The organism is Actinoallomurus bryophytorum (assembly GCF_006716425.1).
Classification (GTDB): Bacteria; Actinomycetota; Actinomycetes; order Streptosporangiales; family Streptosporangiaceae; genus Actinoallomurus; species Actinoallomurus bryophytorum.
In genome coordinates, this window is record NZ_VFOZ01000001.1 from 2,768,834 (window position 1) to 2,788,128 (window position 19,295).

Genomic DNA, 19,295 nt, shown 5'->3' on the forward strand with positions numbered 1-19,295 from the left:
CCTGGTTACGGCTAGCCGAATTGCCGTCGGCAGGGCCCATACCGCGCTTCGACGAGGTGCCGCCCCGCCAGCTCGGCATTCACGCAGCGATCACGGTGAGAGACAGCGTTGGGGAACTTCCGGAATATGTGGAGCGCGACTTCGACTATGACCTGCGAAAACGAATTTCTGTAGGGATTGAGCGGGGCTGCTTCGTTCTCCTGATCGGCCGCTCGTCATCGGGAAAGACGAGATCGCTGTACGAGGCCGTCCAGACGGTCGCCCCGAACTGGCCGATCGTTCAGCCGTCCGGCACTGGTGACATCGTCGAGGTGCTCGAAGGGCCACGGCAGAGGGTCATCGTCTGGCTCGATGAGATGCACCGCTTCTTCGGCGCCGACCCGCGGCTGACCAAGGAGCACGTCATACGGCTGTTCCGGTTTCCCGCGATCGTGGTCGCGACGCTGTGGCCCGATGACTATCTGAAGAGGAAGACGCCACGCGGGCTGGGAGCTCCGGCCGAGTTCGAGAACGACCAGCGCCTCCTCGATCTTGCCGAGGTCGTGAGCGTGCCGGACGCGCTCTCGATCGAGGAGCAGGCGGAGGCCGATCGCGTCGCGAAGGCCGACACCCGGATCCGGCTGGCGCTCGACGTCAAGGACGCGGGGCTCACTCAGGTGCTGGCGGCCGGACCCGATCTGCGGCACCGGTGGGAGCAGGCGCCGGATCCCTATGCCAAGGCCGTCATCAGCTTCGCCGCCGACGCGCGGCGGCTCGGGGTCCTGTCGCCGATCGTCGAGGACGCGTTCGCAACGGCCGTGGGCGGATATCTGACCCCGCCGCAGCGCGTCAACCGACCGCTGCGATGGCTTGCCGACGCCCTGGCGTTCGGCCGGCAAGAACTGCACGGCGCGGTGTCCGCCCTGGCACCTGTCGACGACGGCCATACCGGATCACTGGCCGGCTACGTCGTGGCCGACTACGTGGCTCAGCACATCCGGCGTACCGACTGTCCTCCGCGCAGTGCGTGGGAGACGCTGATCTTCGCCACCGAGGAAGCAGAAGACCTTCGTCGCCTCGCCGCCGCGGCGAACGCACGCATGCGCTACTGCCACGAGGAGCAGGCGTTGCGGCGACTCTTCGAGTTGCACGGCGAGGGAGCGGTCGAGCTCTCGGGGGTGCTCTTCCGCGGCGGACGCGAGCGAGAGGCCATGGACCTGCTCCAGCGGCATCTGGCGGAGGTTCCCCACGATCGGTCCGCCGCCGACCGGCTCGGCCGCATCGCCGCACTCACTCATCGGATCGACGAGATGCGCGCCGCCTCGGCGAGTGGCGATCCGGAGGCCGGCCGGCGCCTGGCCGAGATGTTCGCCGACGGTGGCGAGGCCGACGCGTTGCGGATCAAGGCCGACACGGGCAGCCTCCTTGCCGAGGAGGACCTCGCGGCGCTCCTGGCGGACCGTGGGGCGGTCGACGAACTGCGTGAGCGGGCCGATCAGGGCAGGCAACCGGCCGTCGACTCCCTGGCCGAGCTCCTGGCGGCGCACGGCCGGACGGACGCGCTTCAGCAGCGTGCCGATGCCGGTGACCAGGCGGCCTCTCGCCAGCTGGAAAAGCTTCTCACCTCGGAGACGACCGAGGACGGCGCCGCCGTCCAGGCACAGCTGGCCCATCTGCGACGCCAGATCAGCGCCGATGGAGACGAGGTGGCGGCCCGGGAACTGACCGCGCTGCTGTTCGACCTGCGGAACGAGGCCGAGCTCAGGCGCGAGGTCGACGCTGGCACCTTCCAGGCCGCCGAGCGGCTCGTGGCGTTGCTCAACGCCGACGAGGCCGTCGACCGCGTACTCGTCGACCGGCTGCGTGCGCACGGTCTCGCCGCGGACGGCGCCCCGTACACGCCACCGGAGGCGTGATGGGAGACGCGATCACGACGCTGCGCGATGGCGAGGCCGCCTGGCACGACCGGCTGGCGAGCGTACCGACCGATCGAGTGGTCCACCTCTCGGGTGTCTCGGCCGAGGACATCGCCACGGCGGCCGCCCGATTCAGCGATCTTCCGGCGGCGGTCGTGGTGACCCCGTCGGCAGCCGGCTCGGTGGCCGCCTTCGTGGCCGAGGTGCTCGACGCCCTCGACACGGTCGCCCGGCGGCTCCTCCCCGGATGGCTGCCCGAAGCGGATGAGCTGGACGGTCCGCAGGGTGCCGCCCTGGCGGCGATCCGGGCCGTGGCCATCGAACGGGCGCGCGTCGTGGGTTGTTCCAGTACGTTCCTCGCCGATCTGGCGGAACGGGCGCTGACCGGCCGGCCTTCACGGGCACGGCTGCGGCCCGAGCTACGGGCCTCGGGACTTGCCCGCGTCATCGCGACGGGATTCCGGCGCGGCCGGCTGGTATTGACCATGCCGATCGAGACGGAGCCCGGGGATCCGCCGGTCCGTGATGTCGTGGTGGCGGGTGCGGAGTGGCTCGCCGATCGCGGCCGGCTGGGCGTGTGGCTCACCGGCACCGAATCGCCCGGTCCGGAGCGCATCGGCACCCTGCACCTCGTACCCGTCCCGCAGGAGACGGCGGTGACGTCATCGGGCGAGGCCGCGACGGTGGTCGGCCGGCCGCATCCGCGGAGCACCGTCGAGGCCGCGCTCGAGGCGGTACTGGCGCGACAGGAGTGGGCGTACGGCCGGATCTGGAACGGGACCTACCAGCCGACATTGGTACGGAGCCCGATCCGGCCCGACCTGCTGTGGCCCGCCGAACGCGTGGTGGTGGAGCTGGACGGGCTGGAGCACTGCCGGCCCGAGCAGTACGACACCGATCGCGTACGCGACGTGCGGTTGCAACTGGATGGCTACGCCGTTCTCAGATTCACCAACGCGCGCGTGAAGCACGACGTGCACGCGGTGGCGGCGCAGATCGAACACCTCATTCGGACACGAAGGCATGACATGACGAAAGGACAGCAGGGTGGCTGACAACCTCACCCCGGCGGAGAGTGCAACCCTCATGGTGTTGATGGCGGAGGCACGAGAGATCTCCAACCCGGAGTTGAACGAGCGCTACCGGATAACACTGACCGGCAAGAGCCGGCAGAAGCTCAACAACCTGGGTTACGTCAAAACTTGGAAAGTGGGCCAGGCCTTCGTTCACGTCCTGGATGACAAGGGCTGGGATCGCGTGCACCAAGGGCTGAACTTCGACAGTCCCCGGGCCCGAGCGCTGGGTGCGGCATTGAGCGCGTTGCACGACAACCTCCGGGAGCGGGTGCTGGAGCACGGCGCGTACCGGCGGTTCGGGGAGATGTTCGCCCACACGGCCGAGGCGCCGGTCGACGATCTCGAGACACGGATTCGCACGGCTTACGGCTCGCTCGCCCCGCGTCCCGGTGCGTGGCTCAGGCACACCGACGTTCGCCGGAAACTCGCCGATGTGCCGAGTGAAGCGCTCGACCAGGCCTTCCTCGCACTGAGCCGGGCGGAGGACGTGGACATGATGGGTGAGGCCAACCAGAAGATCCTCACCGCCGAGGATCGCCGCAACGCGGTGCGGGTCGGCGGACAGGACACGCATCTGATCGCTATCGGAATCTGATGAACGAAGACGAACGCAAGGCGCTGGAGGCGCTGAGGTTCGACTGGGCACCGGTACCCGACGATGTCTGGCGCCCGTCGCCGTACCACGTCGAAGGGCTGCACCGGGGAGTCGTCAAGGATGTGCTGGCGGCCATGGCCGACGCGAAGGCGAGCAAGGACGCCAGTCCGCTCGGCTTGGTCTTAAAGGGCCGGCGCGGCTCGGGCAAGACTCACCTGCTCGGCTGGGTCCGCCAGCAGATCCAGGACCAGGGCGGCTACTTCTTCCTGGTGAGCCTGCTCGACGCCAAGGGGTTCTGGGACAGCGTCCTGGCCTCCATGACCGAGGGCCTCTTCCGGCCGGTGCCGGGCAGCGATACCCAGCTGCGCCTGTTCCTTCGGAGGCTCTCGTCTGTGGTCAGCGCGCCCCGATCGGCGCGGCGAGCCGTCATGGGAGAGACCGAACTGACCACGGCGGCGCTGGACGCCTTCGTCCGCGGGCTGAGCGACTACGACCGCCTGGTCGCGCGCGAGTGTGACGACACCGTCCGCGCGCTCGCGCTGCACGTATCGGATGACCTCGCGCATCGCGAGCTCGCGGAGAGCTACTTCAGCTGCGAGCCGGAGGCCGAGACAGGCGAGCGCGCCCAGTGGCGCATGCGGCGGAGGCCGCGCACCGCGCAGGAGATCGTCCGCGAGCTGTCCAAACTGTTCGCGCTGACAGGCCCCACCGTGATGGCCGTCGACCAGATCGACACGTTGATCTCACAGTCGTCGGCGGCATCCCACGAGCGCCGGCAGACCGAGCCGTCGGACACCGAGGACTGGGCGCAGTCGCTGGTGCTGGAACAGATCGCGCACGGGTTGATGGCGCTGCGCCAGGACACCCGCCGGACGCTGACCCTCGTGGCGTGCATTCCCCCATCCTGGATGCTCATCAAGAACAGAGCGACCGACACCGTGGGCGACCGATTCCGCGAGCCCGAGGAATTGCGCCCCATCAGAGATCCGGCCATCGCACGGAGCATCGTCGAGAAGCGGTTCACCCACAGCTACGGCCAGGTCCCGTTCTCACCGCCCTACCCATCATGGCCGATCCGTCCGGAGACATTCGAGACCGCCACAAGTTTCACTCCGCGCCAGTTGCTCATTGAGATCGACAGGCATGTCAGGAAGTGTCTGCTGAATAACGAGGTCCTAGAGCTCGGGCGCCTGGAAGAACCATCGAGCAGTGAGGCAAGTGCGGCACCGCTCGATTCCCCTGACATCTCGGATGAGGTACGCGAACGATTGGACGCACGCTTCGACGCGCTGAAGGACGAAGCGGACGTCGGGGCACCGCTCGCACCGAACCGCGAGGACACAGTCATCCCAGGCCTGCTTTCGGCCGGGCTGATGGCATGGATCATCGAGCGGGGGATGGCCGACGAGTCCTTTGGCCAGGACGGTCCGCCGAGCCCCAAACCGGCACTCCACGCGAGACTTCGGCGCACGCTCGACGAGGACACGGAGGACCAGGCGCATTGGTCCTTCCGGGCGATCAGTGCCGGGCACCACGGCGTCGCCGCGTTGCACCGCATCAAGCGCGCGGTCACGGCGGCTGGTGTCGAGTATCAGGTGCCCAAGCGCAGGCTCTACTTCCTGCGCAACGGCCCATGGACCGGTGACAAGACACTCAGCGTCATCGAGGAGCTCAAGTCCAAGAACACGGCGACGCTGGCCCTCGAAGAGTCCGATCTCCGTACGCTGGCCGCGCTAAAAGTCCTGTTCGACGAGGCTCCTGTCGACCTCACGGCGTGGTTGGTGCGGCGCAAGCCGGCCAGCGGAATCCAGATCTTCCGCCAGGCCATGGCGGATCTGGCGGACCCGCCGATGCGGTCGGAGGCGGACGAGCCGACGAGCGCACCGTTGGACGCATCGGCCGCTCCGAGGCGTACGAGCGGTGCATCGCAGCAGCCGGTGCCGGCGCTGACGGTGGGTCACGACTACACGAGCGGCGAGCCGGCCCGGCTGGCCCTCGAGTCACTGCGCAAGCACGTCACGATCTTCGCCGGCTCCGGCTCGGGCAAGACGGTGCTGATCCGCCGCCTGGTCGAGGAGTGCGCGCTCCAGGGCGTGTCCGCCATCGTGCTGGATCCGAACAACGACCTGGCCCGGCTCGGCGATCCGTGGCCGGCGCCGCCGGCGGCCTGGGGACCCGGTGATGCGGACAAGGCCGCCGACTACATCGCCGGCACCGAGGTCGTGGTGTGGACGCCGAGGCGGGAGACCGGACGGCCGCTGAGCTTCCAACCACTGCCGGACTTCAAGAGCGCGCGCGATGACCCGGATGAGTTCAACGAGGCCGTGGACTCGGCGGTGGCCGCGCTGATCCCCCGGGCACGGCTGGACAGCCGGGCCGCGAAGGCGCACCTCGGCCTCGCCGTCCTGCGACGGGCGGTTGACCACTACGGCCGGCGCGGCGGCAGCACGTTGCGCGGCCTGATCGAAACGCTCGCCGACCTACCGTACGGGGTCAGCGAGCTCGCCGACGCCGAAAAGATCGCCGGCGACCTGGCTCAAACGCTCAGGGCGTCGGTGGACAACGACCCGATGTTCGGCGGCGACAGCACGCCCCTGGACCCAGCGGTCCTGCTGACACCCTCCAGCGGAAAGCGGGCGCGCGTCTCGGTGATCAGCCTGGTCGGCCTGCCCTCCGACGAAATGCGTCAGAGCTTCGTCAACCAGTTGCAGATGGCGCTCTTCGCGTACATCAAGAAGCACCCGGCCGGTGATCGGCCGCTGCTCGGCCTCTTCGTGATGGACGAGGCGCAGACGCTCGCGCCGTCCGGGACCATGACGGCGTGTACGCAGAGCACCCTCGCTCTCGCCTCGCAGGCACGCAAGTACGGGCTCGGGCTGGTGTTCGCCACCCAGGCGCCGAAGGGGCTGCACAACCGCATTCCGGGCAACGCTGCCACCCAGTTCTACGGCCTGTTGAACAGCCCGATCCAGATCGAAGCCGCCCGGGAGATGGCCAAGGCCAAAGGCGGAGACATCCCCGATGTGTCGCGGCTGCGCTCGGGCGAGTTCTACGTCGCGGCCGAGGGGGAGGCACCGCAGAAGATCCGCACGCCACTGTGCCTCAGCCATCATCCGAAGAGCCCGTTGACGAATGAGGAGGTCCTCGACCGCGCTCGGGTCCACTGACCCGCGTGGTCCGTTCGCTCAGCACGGCTCCATCCGCCGCCCGCAGAACCCGCAGCGCGGCGGTGTGCGGCTGCTCAACCGGGTTGGCCGTCCAGAGGTTCGGTGGTCGCGCGGAGGTCGGTGAACTCCCGTACGGCGCGGCTGGAGCGATGGCGGTTGAGTGCCGTGCCGAGGCGGGCGAGTTCCGAACGGACCCGTCCTGAGCCGAATCCGCGGGAAAGTGTGAGGGCCCGGGTGGCGACGGCGCCCGCCTGCTCCACGTCTCCCGTGAGGAGGTGGGCGCGGGCGGTCCGGGTGAGATAGAGGGCGTGGTCGCGGGGGAAGGTCTCCGGCGAATGGCCCGCGCGCGCCGCCGTGTCGAAAGCGCGTAGCGCCTGGTGCGGCCGGCCGAGGCTCAGCTCCGAGGACGCCGCGAGCATCTCCAGCTCACCCTCGGTGAGCCAGTAGAGCCAGGACGGGTCATCGTCATGTGATCCGAGCGCATGACAATGGCGCGCCTTGTCGAAGTCGCGCAGGCACCCGTTCAGTCCGTGGGAGGTCTTGGAGAGGGCACGGGCCCGGCGGCTGTAGAGCATCGCGCGCAGCCGTGGTATGGCGCGGCCGTCGCAGTGGTTCAGCGCCGCGTCGACGAGCTTCACGGCGTCCGTGGGGTCGCCCTCGGAGTAGGACTGGATGGCCATGAACGCCAGGATGTTGGCTCCGGTCACCTCGTCGCCGGCCATGGCCGAGGCGCGGAGCGCCGTCACGTAATAGGACTGGGCGGCCGAATGCAGACCTGAGTCGAAATACAGCCAGCCGCAGATTCTGGCCGCCTCTCCGAGTGCCTGGAAAAGGCGGCGTCCGGTCGTTTCTCCGTAGGTCGAATCGTGGGCGATCGAGCTCAGCACCTCGAAATTCGCCAGTGCGATGCGGCGGGTCAGCTCTCCGCCGAGAACGTCGTCGAGGCGGCTGATCCTGGCGAGCGGGTCGGTGAACGCCTCGATCATTTCCTCGGTGACACGTCCCCTGCCGTTCTTGATCGTCTGGACCGGCGCCGACAGCGCGCGGGACCATTCCCCCACAAGTGCGTCAAGTCCGGCGCCTGCCGTCCACGGCGTGCGGCGGCGGTCGGCGAACCGGCCTCGCGCCGCACCGGGCAGAGCGGCGAGCGTGCCCTCCAGGTTCCACGGCTCGCGTAACAACGCCCGGTCGGCGGGGAAGGCCAACGACAGCCAGGACGGCCAGCCCAGGTCGTACACGGAGTCCTCGGGGACACCGTGCAGGTCGGCCATGGCGAGCTGGGCCGAAAGCTGGGGGACCGAAGCACCCGACTCCCATCGGATGACCTTCTCCCGCCGTATCGCCATCGCGCCGAACCCGAGCGCCCGATGCCGGCGGTTCACCTGGTTGAGGTATTCCACGGCGGACAGGCCGCCCAGCGCCGCGCGCAGCGCGGCCAGCGGGTGACGATAGGTGAGTTCGGCCATGTCACAGGGGTCCCTTCGCCCACAGAGGTCGCGCGACATCACGGTAAGTCACCACAACCTCCCTCATCGTAACGAGGCAACGCGACGCAACGCCCGGCCGGTGGATTTTGATTTTGCGGCGTGTTGACATGTTGTCCAGCGACCGAGCCATCAATTCCGCAAATGGACTTTCGACCATTGGGCCGCGCCATCGAGCAATGCATCCGCATGAACGTAACGCGTGCGCCTGGATATCCGCGTAGAAGGGTGGGCTTCTGAAATGGGGAGGTCACGGCCCACAATGGCAGCACGGCCTCGCGGCGTGCGTTCGGCACTGTTCCGCTGTGGTGCCATGGCGGCGGAGTACCGATGGACCGTCCTTCTCGTCTGGGGGCTGCTCGGCCTCGCCTCGCTCGCACTGCTGCCCTCGCTGCTGGGCGCGCTCGGTGCGCCACCGCTCAGCGTGCGCGACGCCGAGTCCGCCCGTACGACCACGGCGCTCCGCCGGGACATGCCGGTGCTGGGGAGCGAGCAGATGATGCTCGTCTTCCACTCGGACCGGCTGACGGCCGGGACGCCGCTCTACCGGTCGACGGTCGCGGCCACCGAACAGGCGCTGACGCGACAGCCCGGTGTGATCATCACGAAGGCGTTCCCGCCCGCCGTCCGCGACGTCTCGGCGGCTCATCCGATCGGCCTGTTCGAGGTGCGCGGACTGTCCTACCGCGATCCGCACAACAGCTACGTGTTCGTCTCGGCCTACGGCGACGACCGGGAGCGGCTTGCCCGCTACCCCGCGCAGCGCGCGGCGGCCGAGCGCACGGCCCGGCAGGCGTCAGGCGGCCGGGTGGCCGCCTTCCTGGTCGGCGCCACTCCCGTGAACGCCGACGTCAGGACGGTCGAGATCTCCGGCGTCCGTGTCATCGAGGGCGTGGCCGTCGTGCTGTCGTTCCTGGTGCTGTGGCTGGGGCTGGGCACTCTGGGGGCGGCGGTCCTGACCCTGGCGCTGTCCGGATCGACGATCCTGGTGACCCTTGGCGCCATCGGTGTCCTGTCCCGGGTGACGACGTTCGACGTCTTCGTACTGACGGCGGTCTCGGTCGTCGGCCTGGGGATCGGCATCGACTACGCGCTGCTCATCGTCAGCCGCTTCCGGGAGGAGCTCGCGGCCGCGCACGGCGCCGCGGACCGTACGACGGCGGCGGGGACCGCCGTGGCGACGGCGGGACGTACGGTCGTGTACTCGGCGATGATCGTGGCGGTCGCGGCGGCGAGCCTGTTCGCCGTCAAGGTGTCCATCTTCACCGAGCTGGCGCTGGCGACCCTCCTGGTGATCGCCGTCGCGGTGGCCGCCTCGCTCACCCTGCTGCCCGCCGCTCTTTCCCTACGCCACGGCCTGCTCGACGCCGGGCCGCTGCCGTGGCGGCGCGGCCGGCCGTACGAGGCCGCCTTCGCCGACGACGGACGGTGGGCACGCTGGGCCGGGCACCTGATGCGGCGCCCGTGGCCCTACCTCCTCGCCGGCACCGCGACGCTGCTCCTGTGCGCCGTGCCGGCGCTGCACCTGCGGCTCGGCGCCGACCTCCAGCGCAGTGTGCTCGCGGGGACGCCGAGCGGCACGGGGCTCGCCCTGCTGGAGGCCGACTCCTTCGCCGGAGCGACCGGCACGCTCCTCATCGACGTCCGGCATCCGCGCGGTGCGCCGGCCCCGGACGTGACCCGGCTGGTGGCCGCCCTCGAACGCGACCCCCAGGTCGACGCCGTCGCCGTGGGCAAGGAGCGGTCCGCCGCGGTCCTCCTGGTCGTGCCCCGCGAGGCCCCCGACCGGCCGCGGACGGCGGCCCTCGTACGCCGGGTTCGCGGTGAGATCGTGCCGTCGACCGTGACGGACGACTCGTCCCGGGTGCTGGTCGGCGGGGTCAGCGCCCTGCTCGTGGACGCCCACGACGAGCTCGTACGGAAACTGTGGTGGGTGCTGACGTTCGTCCTGGCGTCGACGCTGCTGATCCTCGCCGCCATGATGCGCAGCCTGTTGATCCCGCTGAAGGCGGTGGTCATGAACCTCCTGACCTGCGCGAGCACACTCGGCCTGTTCGTCGTGACCTTCCAGTGGGGCAGGGGGGAGCGTGTCCTCGGGTTCCACGGCGACGGGATCATCCAGGTCTACCTGCCGCTGCTGCTGTTCGCGATCGTGTTCGGCGTCTCCACCGACTACGAGGTCTTCCTGGTCCGCCGCGTCCAGGAGATCTACCACCGCACCGGGGACAACACCGCGTCGGTCGCCGCCGGCGTGCAGCGCACCGCCCGGCCCATCTTCGTCGCGGCGGCCGTCCTGGTCGCCGTCTCGGCCGCCCTGCTGCCGTCGCCCGTCGTCGAGCTCAAGGAGTTCGGCTTCGCCCTGCTGGTCGCCGTCGTCATCGACGCCACGATCGTCCGTCTGGTCCTCGTCCCCGCGGTGATGCGGGTCCTCGGGCGCTGGAACTGGTGGTGGCCGCGCCCGCTGCGGACCGTACTCCCAAGGCACCCACCCGTACCCGACCCCGTAGGTACCGGCCCCGTACGCGCCGACCGCTGAGAAAAGGTGATGAGATGGCAAGCCGCGAGACCCACGCGCCACGGGACGGGCGGCCACCCGGCCACGTTCCACCGCTGAGCCCGGTGGAGCGCGCCTTCCTCGCCTACGACGCCGCACACCCCCGGGTCAACCTCGCTATCGGCGGCCTAACGCTGATGCGCGGGCGCGCGCCCGCGCTCGGTGAGGTCCGCCGATGGTTCCGTGACCGGCTGCCCTCGTTGCCCCGGCTCAGCAGCGCGCTGGTCCCGGCCGGCCGTCGCCGCAGCGCCTGGCTGCCGCTCGACCGGGACGCCCTCACCGCGCTGGTCGGTGAGCGGGTCCTGGCGCCCGAGCAGGGTCACGCGGGTCTGGTCTCGGCGGTCGACGGGCTGTTACAGGAGGCCATCCCCCGCGGCGGCCCGATGTGGCGGGCCTGGCTGCTGCACGGCCACGCCGAGGACGAGTTCGCGCTGCTCTACCTCGGGCACCACGCACTGCACGACGGCATGTCCATCCCGCACCGGGTCGCGGGGGCGCTCCTCGGTGCCGAGCCGGCCGGTCCCCCGCCGCCCGGACGCCGGGCCCAGGTCCGGCATCGGCCGAGCCTGCGTGAGACCGCGCGTGGCGGGGTCAACCTCACGCGCGGCTTCTGGCCCCTCGCCCGGCCGGAGGCGAGCGGCGTATGGACCGGCGAGCGCAGGCTCACCTGGACGTTCACCGATCTTGATCTCCTGCGGCACGCCGCCGGGGAGCACCGCACCACCGTCAACACGATCTTTCTCGCCGGGCTCACCACGGTCCTGCGCGAGTGGCCCGGTTCGCCCTGGTACGACCTGTCCGAGCCGGTACGACGGCCATGGGCGCTGGTCCCGATGAACACGCGCGGGCGACCGGGCGATGGCGTCCTGGGCAACCGGTTCGTTCCCTTCCGTATCCAGCTGCCGTGCGACGAGCCCTCCCCCGCGCGACGCCTGGCGATCCTGCACGCGGCCACCGAACGCGGCAAGGGCGACGGCCGTACGGCGGCGGAGAGCGGACTCGGCGCGGTCATGCCGGGATGGCTGGCCCGGACCCTGGTCGAGCTCACCCAGAGCTCCCGGCACAGCCACCTGCTCGCCACCAACGTGCCCGGCCCGGACCGCCCGCTGCAACTCGCGGGCAGGCCCGTGACCGGCTTCGTCCCCGTGTCCTACCTGCCCGCTGGGCAACCTCTCGGCGCGGCGCTCACCACCTACCGGGAAACGGCATGCGTCGCGTTCGTCACCGACAGCGGCTGCCCCGACCCGGGCGACCTCGGCGACCGGTGGCTGCACGCCGTACGGGACCTGGCGTCCACGACCCGGCGACGCGAGGAAGCATGGTGACCAGGTCGGCCGACGACGGTCGCCCCTACGCCGACGTCGTGGACCGGCTGTCCCGCGCCTCGGTCCGCCGGCACTCGCCGGTCTACCGCGAGATCCCCTGGGACGACCCGGACTTCGGCATCGACCCGGCCGACCCTCGCTGGCGGCTCCCCGACGCCGACCCTCTGAGCGGCATCGGCTGGTACCAGGAGCTGAGCCCGGCCGTGCAGGCGCGGCTGGGCCTGTGGCGGATCACCGCGATGATGCAGACCGGCGTGCAGTTCGAGAACATCCTCAAACGCGGCCTGCTCACCTTCGCCCGCCGGCTGCCGGCCGGCTCGCCCGCGTTCCGGTACGCCTACCTCGAGGTCATCGAGGAGGCCGGCCACGGACTGATGTTCGGTGAGTTCGCGACCCGTACGGGCCTGCCCGTTCCCGGCCTGCCTGCCGTCCGCGGGATCCTCGGCGAGCTGGTGCCACTGCTGCCGTGGTTGTCACCGGAGCTGTTCCTGATCTTCGCACTGGCGGGCGAGGAGCCCATCGACCACGCGCAGCGCCGGGTTCTGAGCGATGCCGGCCGGCTGCATCCGTTGCAGGAGCGGATCATGAGGATCCATGTGGCGGAGGAGGCCCGGCACCTGTCGTTCGCCCGGCATCACCTCCGGCATCGCGTGCCCCGTCTCGGCCGTCTCCACCGGGTGCTCCTCGCGCTGGCGATGCCGGTGATCGTCCGCATCGTCGCCGGGCTCGTCCTCGGCCCGCCGCGCTCGATGAGCCGGGAGTTCGGTATCCCGCGCGGAGTGAGAGCCCGTGCCTACCGTCATCCGGCGTGGCGGGCGGAGTTCCGCGCGGCCGTGGCGGGCCCGCGCCGGCTGGCCGCCGAGCTCGGCCTGATGACCTCCGCCGGCTCACTGCTCTGGCGGCTGCTCGGGATGCGCGCCGAGGACCCGCGATGACCGTAGTCATCACCGGTGGCACCGGATTCACCGGCACCTTCCTGCTGCGCTCGATGCTGGCACGCGACCCCGGCGAGGTGGTCGTGCTCAGCCGCGACGAGCCCGGCAGGGCACACGGCCGCCTGCTGCGGGCGCTCGACGCTCTCGCCGCGCCGTCCGCCGTACGCCAGGCGGCGCGCCGGCAGGTCACCGCCGTCCAGGCGGACATCACCCGGCCGGGGCTGGGCCTTCCGGCGGACCGGTTCGCCGCGCTCGCGGCCTCGATGACCGAGCTGTGGCACTGCGCCGCCGACACGACCTTGAACGCGGACCCCGCGAGCCTGCGGCGCGTCAATCTCGGCGGCACACAGAACGTCCTCGCCCTGGCGGAGGCCGCGCCACCGGGCGCCCGCGTCCGCCATCTCAGCACGGCGTTCGTGGCCGGCCGCCGCCGGGAAGGGCTGATCCTGGAAGACGAGCTGGACGACTCGGCGGGCTTTGAGAACGACTACGAGAGGTCCAAGTACGACGCCGAGGTCGCCGTACGCGACTGGTCCTCCCGTACCGGCCGGCCCGTCCTCGTCCTGCGGCCCAGCCTCATGGTCCACGACCGTCCAGCCCCGGCGGGCGTACCGGACCACCAGATCGGCTCGCTGGTCAGCCTGCTGGCACGGATGCGCGCCGTGCACCGGCGGCCGGGCCGGGAACCCCTGACCGTACGGCTGCCGGGCCGCCCCGACGCGCGGCTCAACATGGTGCAGGTCGGCTGGGCGGCGGAGGCGATGCTGGAGGCGTCCGCGCGGATCGCCGGCCGTCCCGCCGGCGCCGTGACGACGCTGCACGTCGTCCACCCCCAGGACACTCCGGCCGAGAAGCTGTGGCGGCTCGCGGCCGAAAACGTCCCGGAGTTCCGGCTCACGCTCGGCCCTGCCCCCGCCGACCCGAACTTCCTCGAGCGCTTCGCGGCCACGTACTTCCAGCCGTTCCTGCCGTTCGCCTGGCACCGGCGCTCCTACGACCGGGCACGGCTGGTCTCCGCGCTGCCCAGCGGGCATCGGCCCGGACCGCTGAGCTTCGACTTCCTGTTCGCCGTACTCGACTCGCCGCGAATCGAACGGCCGCATCCGGCCTCGGCAGAAAGGCGTCCCTCCCGATGAATCCCGTCTACGACCTGATCGCGGAGCGTCTGGTCTCCTACTTCGGTGTGTCCGCCGACCTCGTACGGCCGGAGGCGACCATGGACGACCTCGAGGTCGACTCCCTCATGCTGGCCGAGATCGCGGTCATCATCGAGGACGAGTACGGCTTCCGCGCGGAAGACGCGGTCGCCGACGCCACCGTCGACATGACGCTCGGCGAGGTCGCCGAACGCCTGGACCGCGAACGCCGTCGCGCCGGGCCCGGTGATTCCGAAGAGCCGGTCGGGGTCGCGGAGAACGCCTCGTGAACCCCACCGACATCGCGGTCACCGGGCTCGGCCTGGTCACGCCCGCAGGAGTCGGCGTGCCGGCGACCTGGGCGGGCCTGTGTGCCGGGCGGTCGACCGCCGCACGTGACGAGCGGCTCGCCGGCCTCCCCGTCGACCTGTCCTGCCGGGTGCCGGACTTCGACCCGGTCGCCCGGCTGGGACAACGGCTCGTCTGGCGCATCGACCGGTTCACCCAGCTCGCCCTGGTCGCCGCCCGCGAGGCGGTCGCAGACGCCGGGCTGCGCCCGGCCGGCTGGGACGGCACGCGGGTCGCCGTCGTCATCGGCTGCGGAGGCGGGGGTGACCAGCTGACCCAGGAGTACGAGAAGTTCCGCGCCCGCCGCGTCCGGTCCATCTCACCGCTGGCCATCCCCCGCACCGCCGCCAACATGGTGGCCGGTGAGATCGGCATGGACCTGCGTGCGCTCGGTCCGAACCTCGTCACCTCCACCGCCTGCGCGTCGGGTGCCACGGCCATCGGTGTCGCTCGCGACCTGCTGCGCGGCGGAGCGTGCGACGTGGCGATCGCGGGCGGCACGGAGTGCGCGTGCCTGCCGCTGGTGACGGCGATGTTCGCGCAGATGCGCGTGCTGGCCGAGCGTCGCGGCGATCCGGCGTCGGCCATCCGGCCGTTCGCCGCCGACCGTAACGGCTTCGTCCTCTCCGAGGGCGCCGGGGTCCTCATCCTCGAACGCGCCGCGGACGCGGCGGCACGCGGCGCGGACGTCCACGCCTACCTGGCCGGGTACGGCGCGACGGCCGACGGCTACCACCAGACCACCCCCGACCCGTCCGCTCGGGGGGTGACCCGGGCGATGCGCGAAGCGCTGCGCGACGCGGGCCTCGACCCACGGGACGTGGACCACGTGAACGCCCACGGCACCGCGACGCTCCACAACGACCTCGCCGAGGCTCGTGCTCTCCACGCGGTGTTCGCGGCGCCGCCGCCGGTCACCGCGACGAAGAGCGTCATCGGCCACTCCATCGGCGGCGCCGGAGCCATCGAGGCGGCCTGCACCGTGCTCGCGCTCCGGCACCAGACGATCCCTCCCACAGCCAACCTCGACCATCCCGACCCGGCCATCGACCTCGACGTCGTGGCCGGGTGCCCCCGGCGGCGGCCGATGGCCGCGGCGATGAGCAACTCCTTCGCCTTCGGTGGTCAGAACGCCGTCCTCGTCTTCCGGGCCGCCTGACCACGGCCGGCCGCATCCTTCGATCCGCACACCCGTACGCCAGGAAAGGCCGGTGCCGTCCATGCCGGGAATCGTCGCGGGCAAGAACCTCCTCATCACCGGCGTCCTCACCGACGCCTCGATCGCCTTCCACGTGGCGGCGCTCGCCCAGCGCGAAGGAGCGAAGGTCGTGCTGACCGGCCACGGCCGGCTCGGCCTGGTAGAACGCATCGCCAGGCGGCTCCCCGAGCCGGCCCCGGTGATCGAGCTCGACGTCACCGACCGGGCGCACCTCGATCCGCTCGCCGAACGGGCCGGTGAGCTCCTCGGCGGTCCGCTCGACGGTGTCCTGCACGCGATCGCGTACGCGCCGCCGGCCGCGCTCGGCGGCAACTTCCTCACCACCTCCTGGGAGGACGTGGCCACGACCCTGCGAGTGTCGGCCCACTCCCTGCACGCCCTCACCACGGCGCTGCTGCCGATACTCGCGCCGGCCAGCTCCGTCGTCGCCCTCGACTTCGACGCCGGAAAGGCATGTCCCGGCTACGGCTGGATGGGCGTGGCGAAGACGGCACTGGAGTCGTGCGCCCGCTACCTCGCCGCCGCTCTGGGCGGCCGCGGGGTGCGCGTCAACCTCGTCGCGGCCGGGCCGCTCAGCACGGTGGCCTCGCGCGCCATCCCCGGTTTCGACGGGCTCGGCACCCGGTGGGGAGCCCGCGCCCCACTCGGCTGGAGCACGGGCGACCACTCCAGCGTCGCCCGCGCGTGCGTCACGCTCATGTCCGACTGGCTGCCGGCCACCACCGGAGAGATCGTGCACGTCGACGGCGGCGCCCACGTCATCGCGCAGGCGATCGCCTGACTCGTCCGGCGACGTGACCCGCCCGGTCACGTCCCGCACGGATGTCCACCCTCGTACGGACGAGGAGGTGAGTACGCACTCCTGCGGCCACGACCGGCCGACCGGCCAAGGCCCACCAACGGACCAAGGAGGAAGATATGGATCACCCCGCAGACGCCGCCGATCCCGGCGGCCGGCCACCGTACGCCACGAACCGGCGCATCCCCGTGTGGCTCGTCGCCCCGGCCCTGACACTGGTCACCCTCGCGTCGATGCTCTTGCTACTCCGGCCCGCGCCCGCGCACGCCGCCGCGTCGGTCCACTGCGCCGGCGCGGCCCTGGAAGAGGTGACGCTGAGCGCGGCGTTCCCGCAGCCTGACGGCGTCAGCTGGAGCGTTCTCGGCAACCTGGGGACCTGCAAGGACCTCTCGACCGGGAAGGGCACCAAGGTGAAGGGCGGCACCTGGACGGCGTCCGGCCGCGCGACCGGCACCTGCGCGAACGCCACCATGACGGGTTCGGCCACCCTCGTGTGGGACCTGGCCGACGGCGGCAGCGCCACCAGCACGACCGGCGCCGAGACGGGCAAGGTCGGCACGTCATCGGTGAGCCTCGGCCTCGGCACCATCGACTCCGGCAAGTTCACCGGAGCGCCGATGGTCGTCACCGACTTCACGCCCGGCATCGCCTCGATCCTGAAGCGCTGCCCGATCGAGCCGCGCGACCTCGAGGGCGGCAAGGCGACCCTGTCGATCGTCGGCTAGCCCACACCGCGTACGCCACACGGCTGCCCGGCACCCCGCCGGGTCGTGTACCGGGCAGCCGCTGTGTGCCGGACGCTCGCACCTGGTGCCTAACCGCTGGGCGGCTCGGCCGCCAGCGGGACCGTCAGCTGAGCCTGCAGGTGGGCTTGCAGGATGGCCGCCATGTCGAGCCGTCGGTGGCTGAGCAGCCACTGGATCTGCAGGCCGTCCATGAGCGCGACGAACTGCCGTGCGGCCGCCTCGACCTCGACGCCCGGCCGTAGTGCCCCATCGGCGCGGACCTGCTCATAGGCCCGCTCGGCCGTGCGTACCGTCGTCTGGTAACGCCGCACGAAGTAGGCGTGTGCGGGATGCTGGACGGCGGTCGCCTCGGCGGATAGCACGGTGAACAGCTCGACGATGCCCGGCCGGGTGGAGTTCAGTGACGCGAGGTCGACCATGCCGCGCAGGACGGCCAGGCCGGTACCCCCGTCGGCCAGCCGTGCGCCGTCGACCTCGTCGCGGTGTTCCAGCACGGCCAGCAGCAGTGACTGTTTGGTCGGGAAGTGGTGCAGCAGGCCGGCGTGGGACAGGCCGCATCGGGTGGCGATCTCGCGCAGCGACGCACCCCGGTAGCCGACCTCGCCGAACAGCGCGATGGCCTGGTCGAGGATCTGCCGCCGCTTCGCGCGGCCCTTGGCGTAGCCGCGCGGGGCCTCCACGGTCACCTCGCGCACCTCTGGTACACCCAAAGAAACCTACCACTTGGTCGGTATTGCGGATATGGTGAGCGGGCGGTGGACGTAGCACCTGACCTGGAGCCCTTCATGGCAGACACCGTTGCCGGCGGAGACGCGGCGACCGAGACCCGGCCTATCCCCACCGACCTGCGCCGCGCGCGTGTGGCGACCTGTGTGGTGTTCGCGGTGCATGGCGCGGTGACGGGCAGCTTCGCGGCGCGGGTGCCGTGGGTGGCCGGCCACGTCGGGGTGGGTGTCGGTGGCCTCGGAGTCGCGCTGTTGATGCCCGGCATCGGTGCCATGGTGGCCATGCCGGCCTCCGGGCGCCTGGTGCACCGCCACGACCTGCGCTTCCTGGTACGGGTCATGATTCTGTTGTGGTGCACGGCTCTGCTGTTGCCGGTGCTGCCGACCTCGCTCGTGCTGCTGTGCGGCGTGCTGGTGCTGTACGGTGCGGCGGCCGGGCTGGCGGACGTGGCGATGAACGCGCACGCCGTGGTGGTCGAGCAGCGGTACGGCCGGTCGGTGATGTCGAGCATGCATGGCTGGTGGAGCGTCGGCGGGCTGGTCGGCTCGGCCGCGGCCGCGGTGGCCGTCCGGGTCACGCCCGACGCCCGCCCGCATTTCCTCCTCACGGCGGCCGTGCTCGCGGTGACGGGCGTGGTGGCCGGTTCCTGGCTGCTGCCGCACCGGCCGGAGCCTGAGGTGGACGCGCCGCCGGCGTTCGCGCTGCCGTCCCGTGCCGTGCTGGTGATCGGCCTGGTCGGGCTGTGCGCGGTGTTCGCCGAGGGGGCCGGGCTGGACTGGTCGGCGGTGTACGTGCACACCGCGCTCGGGCATCCGGCCAGTACGGCGGCCCTGACGGTGGCCACGTTCTCGGTCAGCATGGCCGCGGCGCGCTTCGCCGGGGACCGGGTGGTACGTCGCGTCGGACCGGTGGCCACGGTCCGCCTGGCCGGACTGTGCGCCACCGTGGGTGCGCTGGGCGTGGTACTCACCCGCGACATCATTCTGGTGGTCGGCGGGTTCGCACTCATCGGTATCGGTATCGCCGTGGTGGTGCCCCTGGTATTCGCCACCGCGGGGCGCATCGGCCCGCATCCAGGCCGCAGCATCGCCGGTGTCGCCGGCATCGCCTACGGCAGCGGGCTGATCGCCCCCGGCATCATCGGCGGCATCGCCCACCTGTCCTCGCTGACGGTGTCCTTCGCGTTCGTCGTCCTGCTCACCGCCGCCATCGCGGGCGGCGCCGGCGTACTCCGGCCGACCGCCGACACGTAATCCGGAGGCCTGCCGTCCGGCACGGGGCAGTGAGCGG

General features: G+C 71.1%; 15 protein-coding genes. 13 read left to right on the forward strand and 2 right to left on the reverse strand.

The window, feature by feature from the left end:
* The first annotated feature begins 128 nt into the window (after nucleotides 1-128).
* From FB559_RS12990 to FB559_RS13005, 4 genes are read left to right on the forward strand one after another with little or no spacing between them, the layout of a single operon-like run.
* Complete coding sequence (locus tag FB559_RS12990; protein WP_141955845.1) at nucleotides 129-1,895, forward strand: FUSC family protein; 1,767 nt, start codon at nucleotides 129-131, stop codon at nucleotides 1,893-1,895.
* Complete coding sequence (locus FB559_RS12995; protein ID WP_221640002.1) at nucleotides 1,895-2,950, forward strand: endonuclease domain-containing protein; 1,056 nt, start codon at nucleotides 1,895-1,897, stop codon at nucleotides 2,948-2,950. The genes FB559_RS12990 and FB559_RS12995 overlap by 1 nt, the downstream gene beginning before the upstream one ends.
* Nucleotides 2,943-3,566: a hypothetical protein gene (locus tag FB559_RS13000; RefSeq protein WP_141955846.1), complete on the forward strand. Its 624-nt coding sequence runs from the start codon at nucleotides 2,943-2,945 to the stop codon at nucleotides 3,564-3,566. The genes FB559_RS12995 and FB559_RS13000 overlap by 8 nt, the downstream gene beginning before the upstream one ends.
* Nucleotides 3,566-6,733 (forward strand): helicase HerA domain-containing protein, encoded by a 3,168-nt coding sequence (locus tag FB559_RS13005; RefSeq protein ID WP_141955847.1) that lies wholly within the window; start codon nucleotides 3,566-3,568, stop codon nucleotides 6,731-6,733. The genes FB559_RS13000 and FB559_RS13005 overlap by 1 nt, the downstream gene beginning before the upstream one ends.
* Before the next feature lie 74 nt (nucleotides 6,734-6,807).
* On the opposite strand, the gene FB559_RS13010 is transcribed toward FB559_RS13005, so the two are convergent.
* A complete protein-coding gene (locus FB559_RS13010) occupies nucleotides 6,808-8,199 on the reverse strand; it encodes an NsdA family TPR-like regulatory protein (RefSeq protein ID WP_141955848.1) in 1,392 nt (463 codons plus the stop codon).
* A 280-nt stretch (nucleotides 8,200-8,479) separates the two neighbouring features.
* Here FB559_RS13010 and FB559_RS13015 point away from each other — a divergent pair, with 280 nt between their 5' ends.
* From FB559_RS13015 to FB559_RS13050, 8 genes are all read left to right on the forward strand, one after another.
* Complete coding sequence (locus FB559_RS13015) at nucleotides 8,480-10,753, forward strand: MMPL family transporter (RefSeq protein ID WP_185792176.1); 2,274 nt, start codon at nucleotides 8,480-8,482, stop codon at nucleotides 10,751-10,753.
* Nucleotides 10,754-10,767: 14 nt separating this feature from the next.
* Nucleotides 10,768-12,096, forward strand: coding sequence for a WS/DGAT domain-containing protein (locus FB559_RS13020; protein WP_141955850.1), 1,329 nt, complete (start codon nucleotides 10,768-10,770; stop codon nucleotides 12,094-12,096).
* The gene (locus FB559_RS13025) at nucleotides 12,090-13,031 is read left to right on the forward strand and encodes an AurF N-oxygenase family protein (protein ID WP_185792177.1); all 942 of its coding nucleotides are present in this window, start codon (nucleotides 12,090-12,092) and stop codon (nucleotides 13,029-13,031) included. Before FB559_RS13020 ends, FB559_RS13025 begins: the two co-directional genes overlap by 7 nt.
* Entirely contained in the window at nucleotides 13,028-14,167 is a 1,140-nt protein-coding gene (locus tag FB559_RS13030; RefSeq protein WP_141955852.1) for an SDR family oxidoreductase, read from the forward strand. The genes FB559_RS13025 and FB559_RS13030 overlap by 4 nt, the downstream gene beginning before the upstream one ends.
* Nucleotides 14,164-14,457, forward strand: coding sequence for an acyl carrier protein (locus tag FB559_RS13035; protein ID WP_141955853.1), 294 nt, complete (start codon nucleotides 14,164-14,166; stop codon nucleotides 14,455-14,457). The genes FB559_RS13030 and FB559_RS13035 overlap by 4 nt, the downstream gene beginning before the upstream one ends.
* A complete protein-coding gene (locus FB559_RS13040; protein WP_141955854.1) occupies nucleotides 14,454-15,674 on the forward strand; it encodes a beta-ketoacyl-[acyl-carrier-protein] synthase family protein in 1,221 nt (406 codons plus the stop codon). Before FB559_RS13035 ends, FB559_RS13040 begins: the two co-directional genes overlap by 4 nt.
* 61 nt (nucleotides 15,675-15,735) lie before the next feature.
* Nucleotides 15,736-16,515, forward strand: a complete 780-nt coding sequence (fabI, locus tag FB559_RS13045) for an enoyl-ACP reductase FabI (protein WP_141955855.1) — start codon at nucleotides 15,736-15,738, stop codon at nucleotides 16,513-16,515.
* 137 nt (nucleotides 16,516-16,652) lie between these two features.
* Nucleotides 16,653-17,258, forward strand: a complete 606-nt coding sequence (locus tag FB559_RS13050) for a hypothetical protein (protein ID WP_141955856.1) — start codon at nucleotides 16,653-16,655, stop codon at nucleotides 17,256-17,258.
* 89 nt (nucleotides 17,259-17,347) lie between these two features.
* On the opposite strand, the gene FB559_RS13055 is transcribed toward FB559_RS13050, so the two are convergent.
* Nucleotides 17,348-17,965, reverse strand: a complete 618-nt coding sequence (locus tag FB559_RS13055; protein WP_141955857.1) for a TetR/AcrR family transcriptional regulator — start codon at nucleotides 17,963-17,965, stop codon at nucleotides 17,348-17,350.
* A gap of 99 nt (nucleotides 17,966-18,064) precedes the next feature.
* Between FB559_RS13055 and FB559_RS13060 the strand changes: the two genes are divergently transcribed.
* Nucleotides 18,065-19,258 carry an MFS transporter gene (locus FB559_RS13060; RefSeq protein ID WP_141955858.1) on the forward strand — a complete coding sequence of 398 codons (1,194 nt, stop codon included), beginning with the start codon at nucleotides 18,065-18,067 and terminating at the stop codon, nucleotides 19,256-19,258.
* The last annotated feature ends 37 nt before the right edge of the window (nucleotides 19,259-19,295 follow it).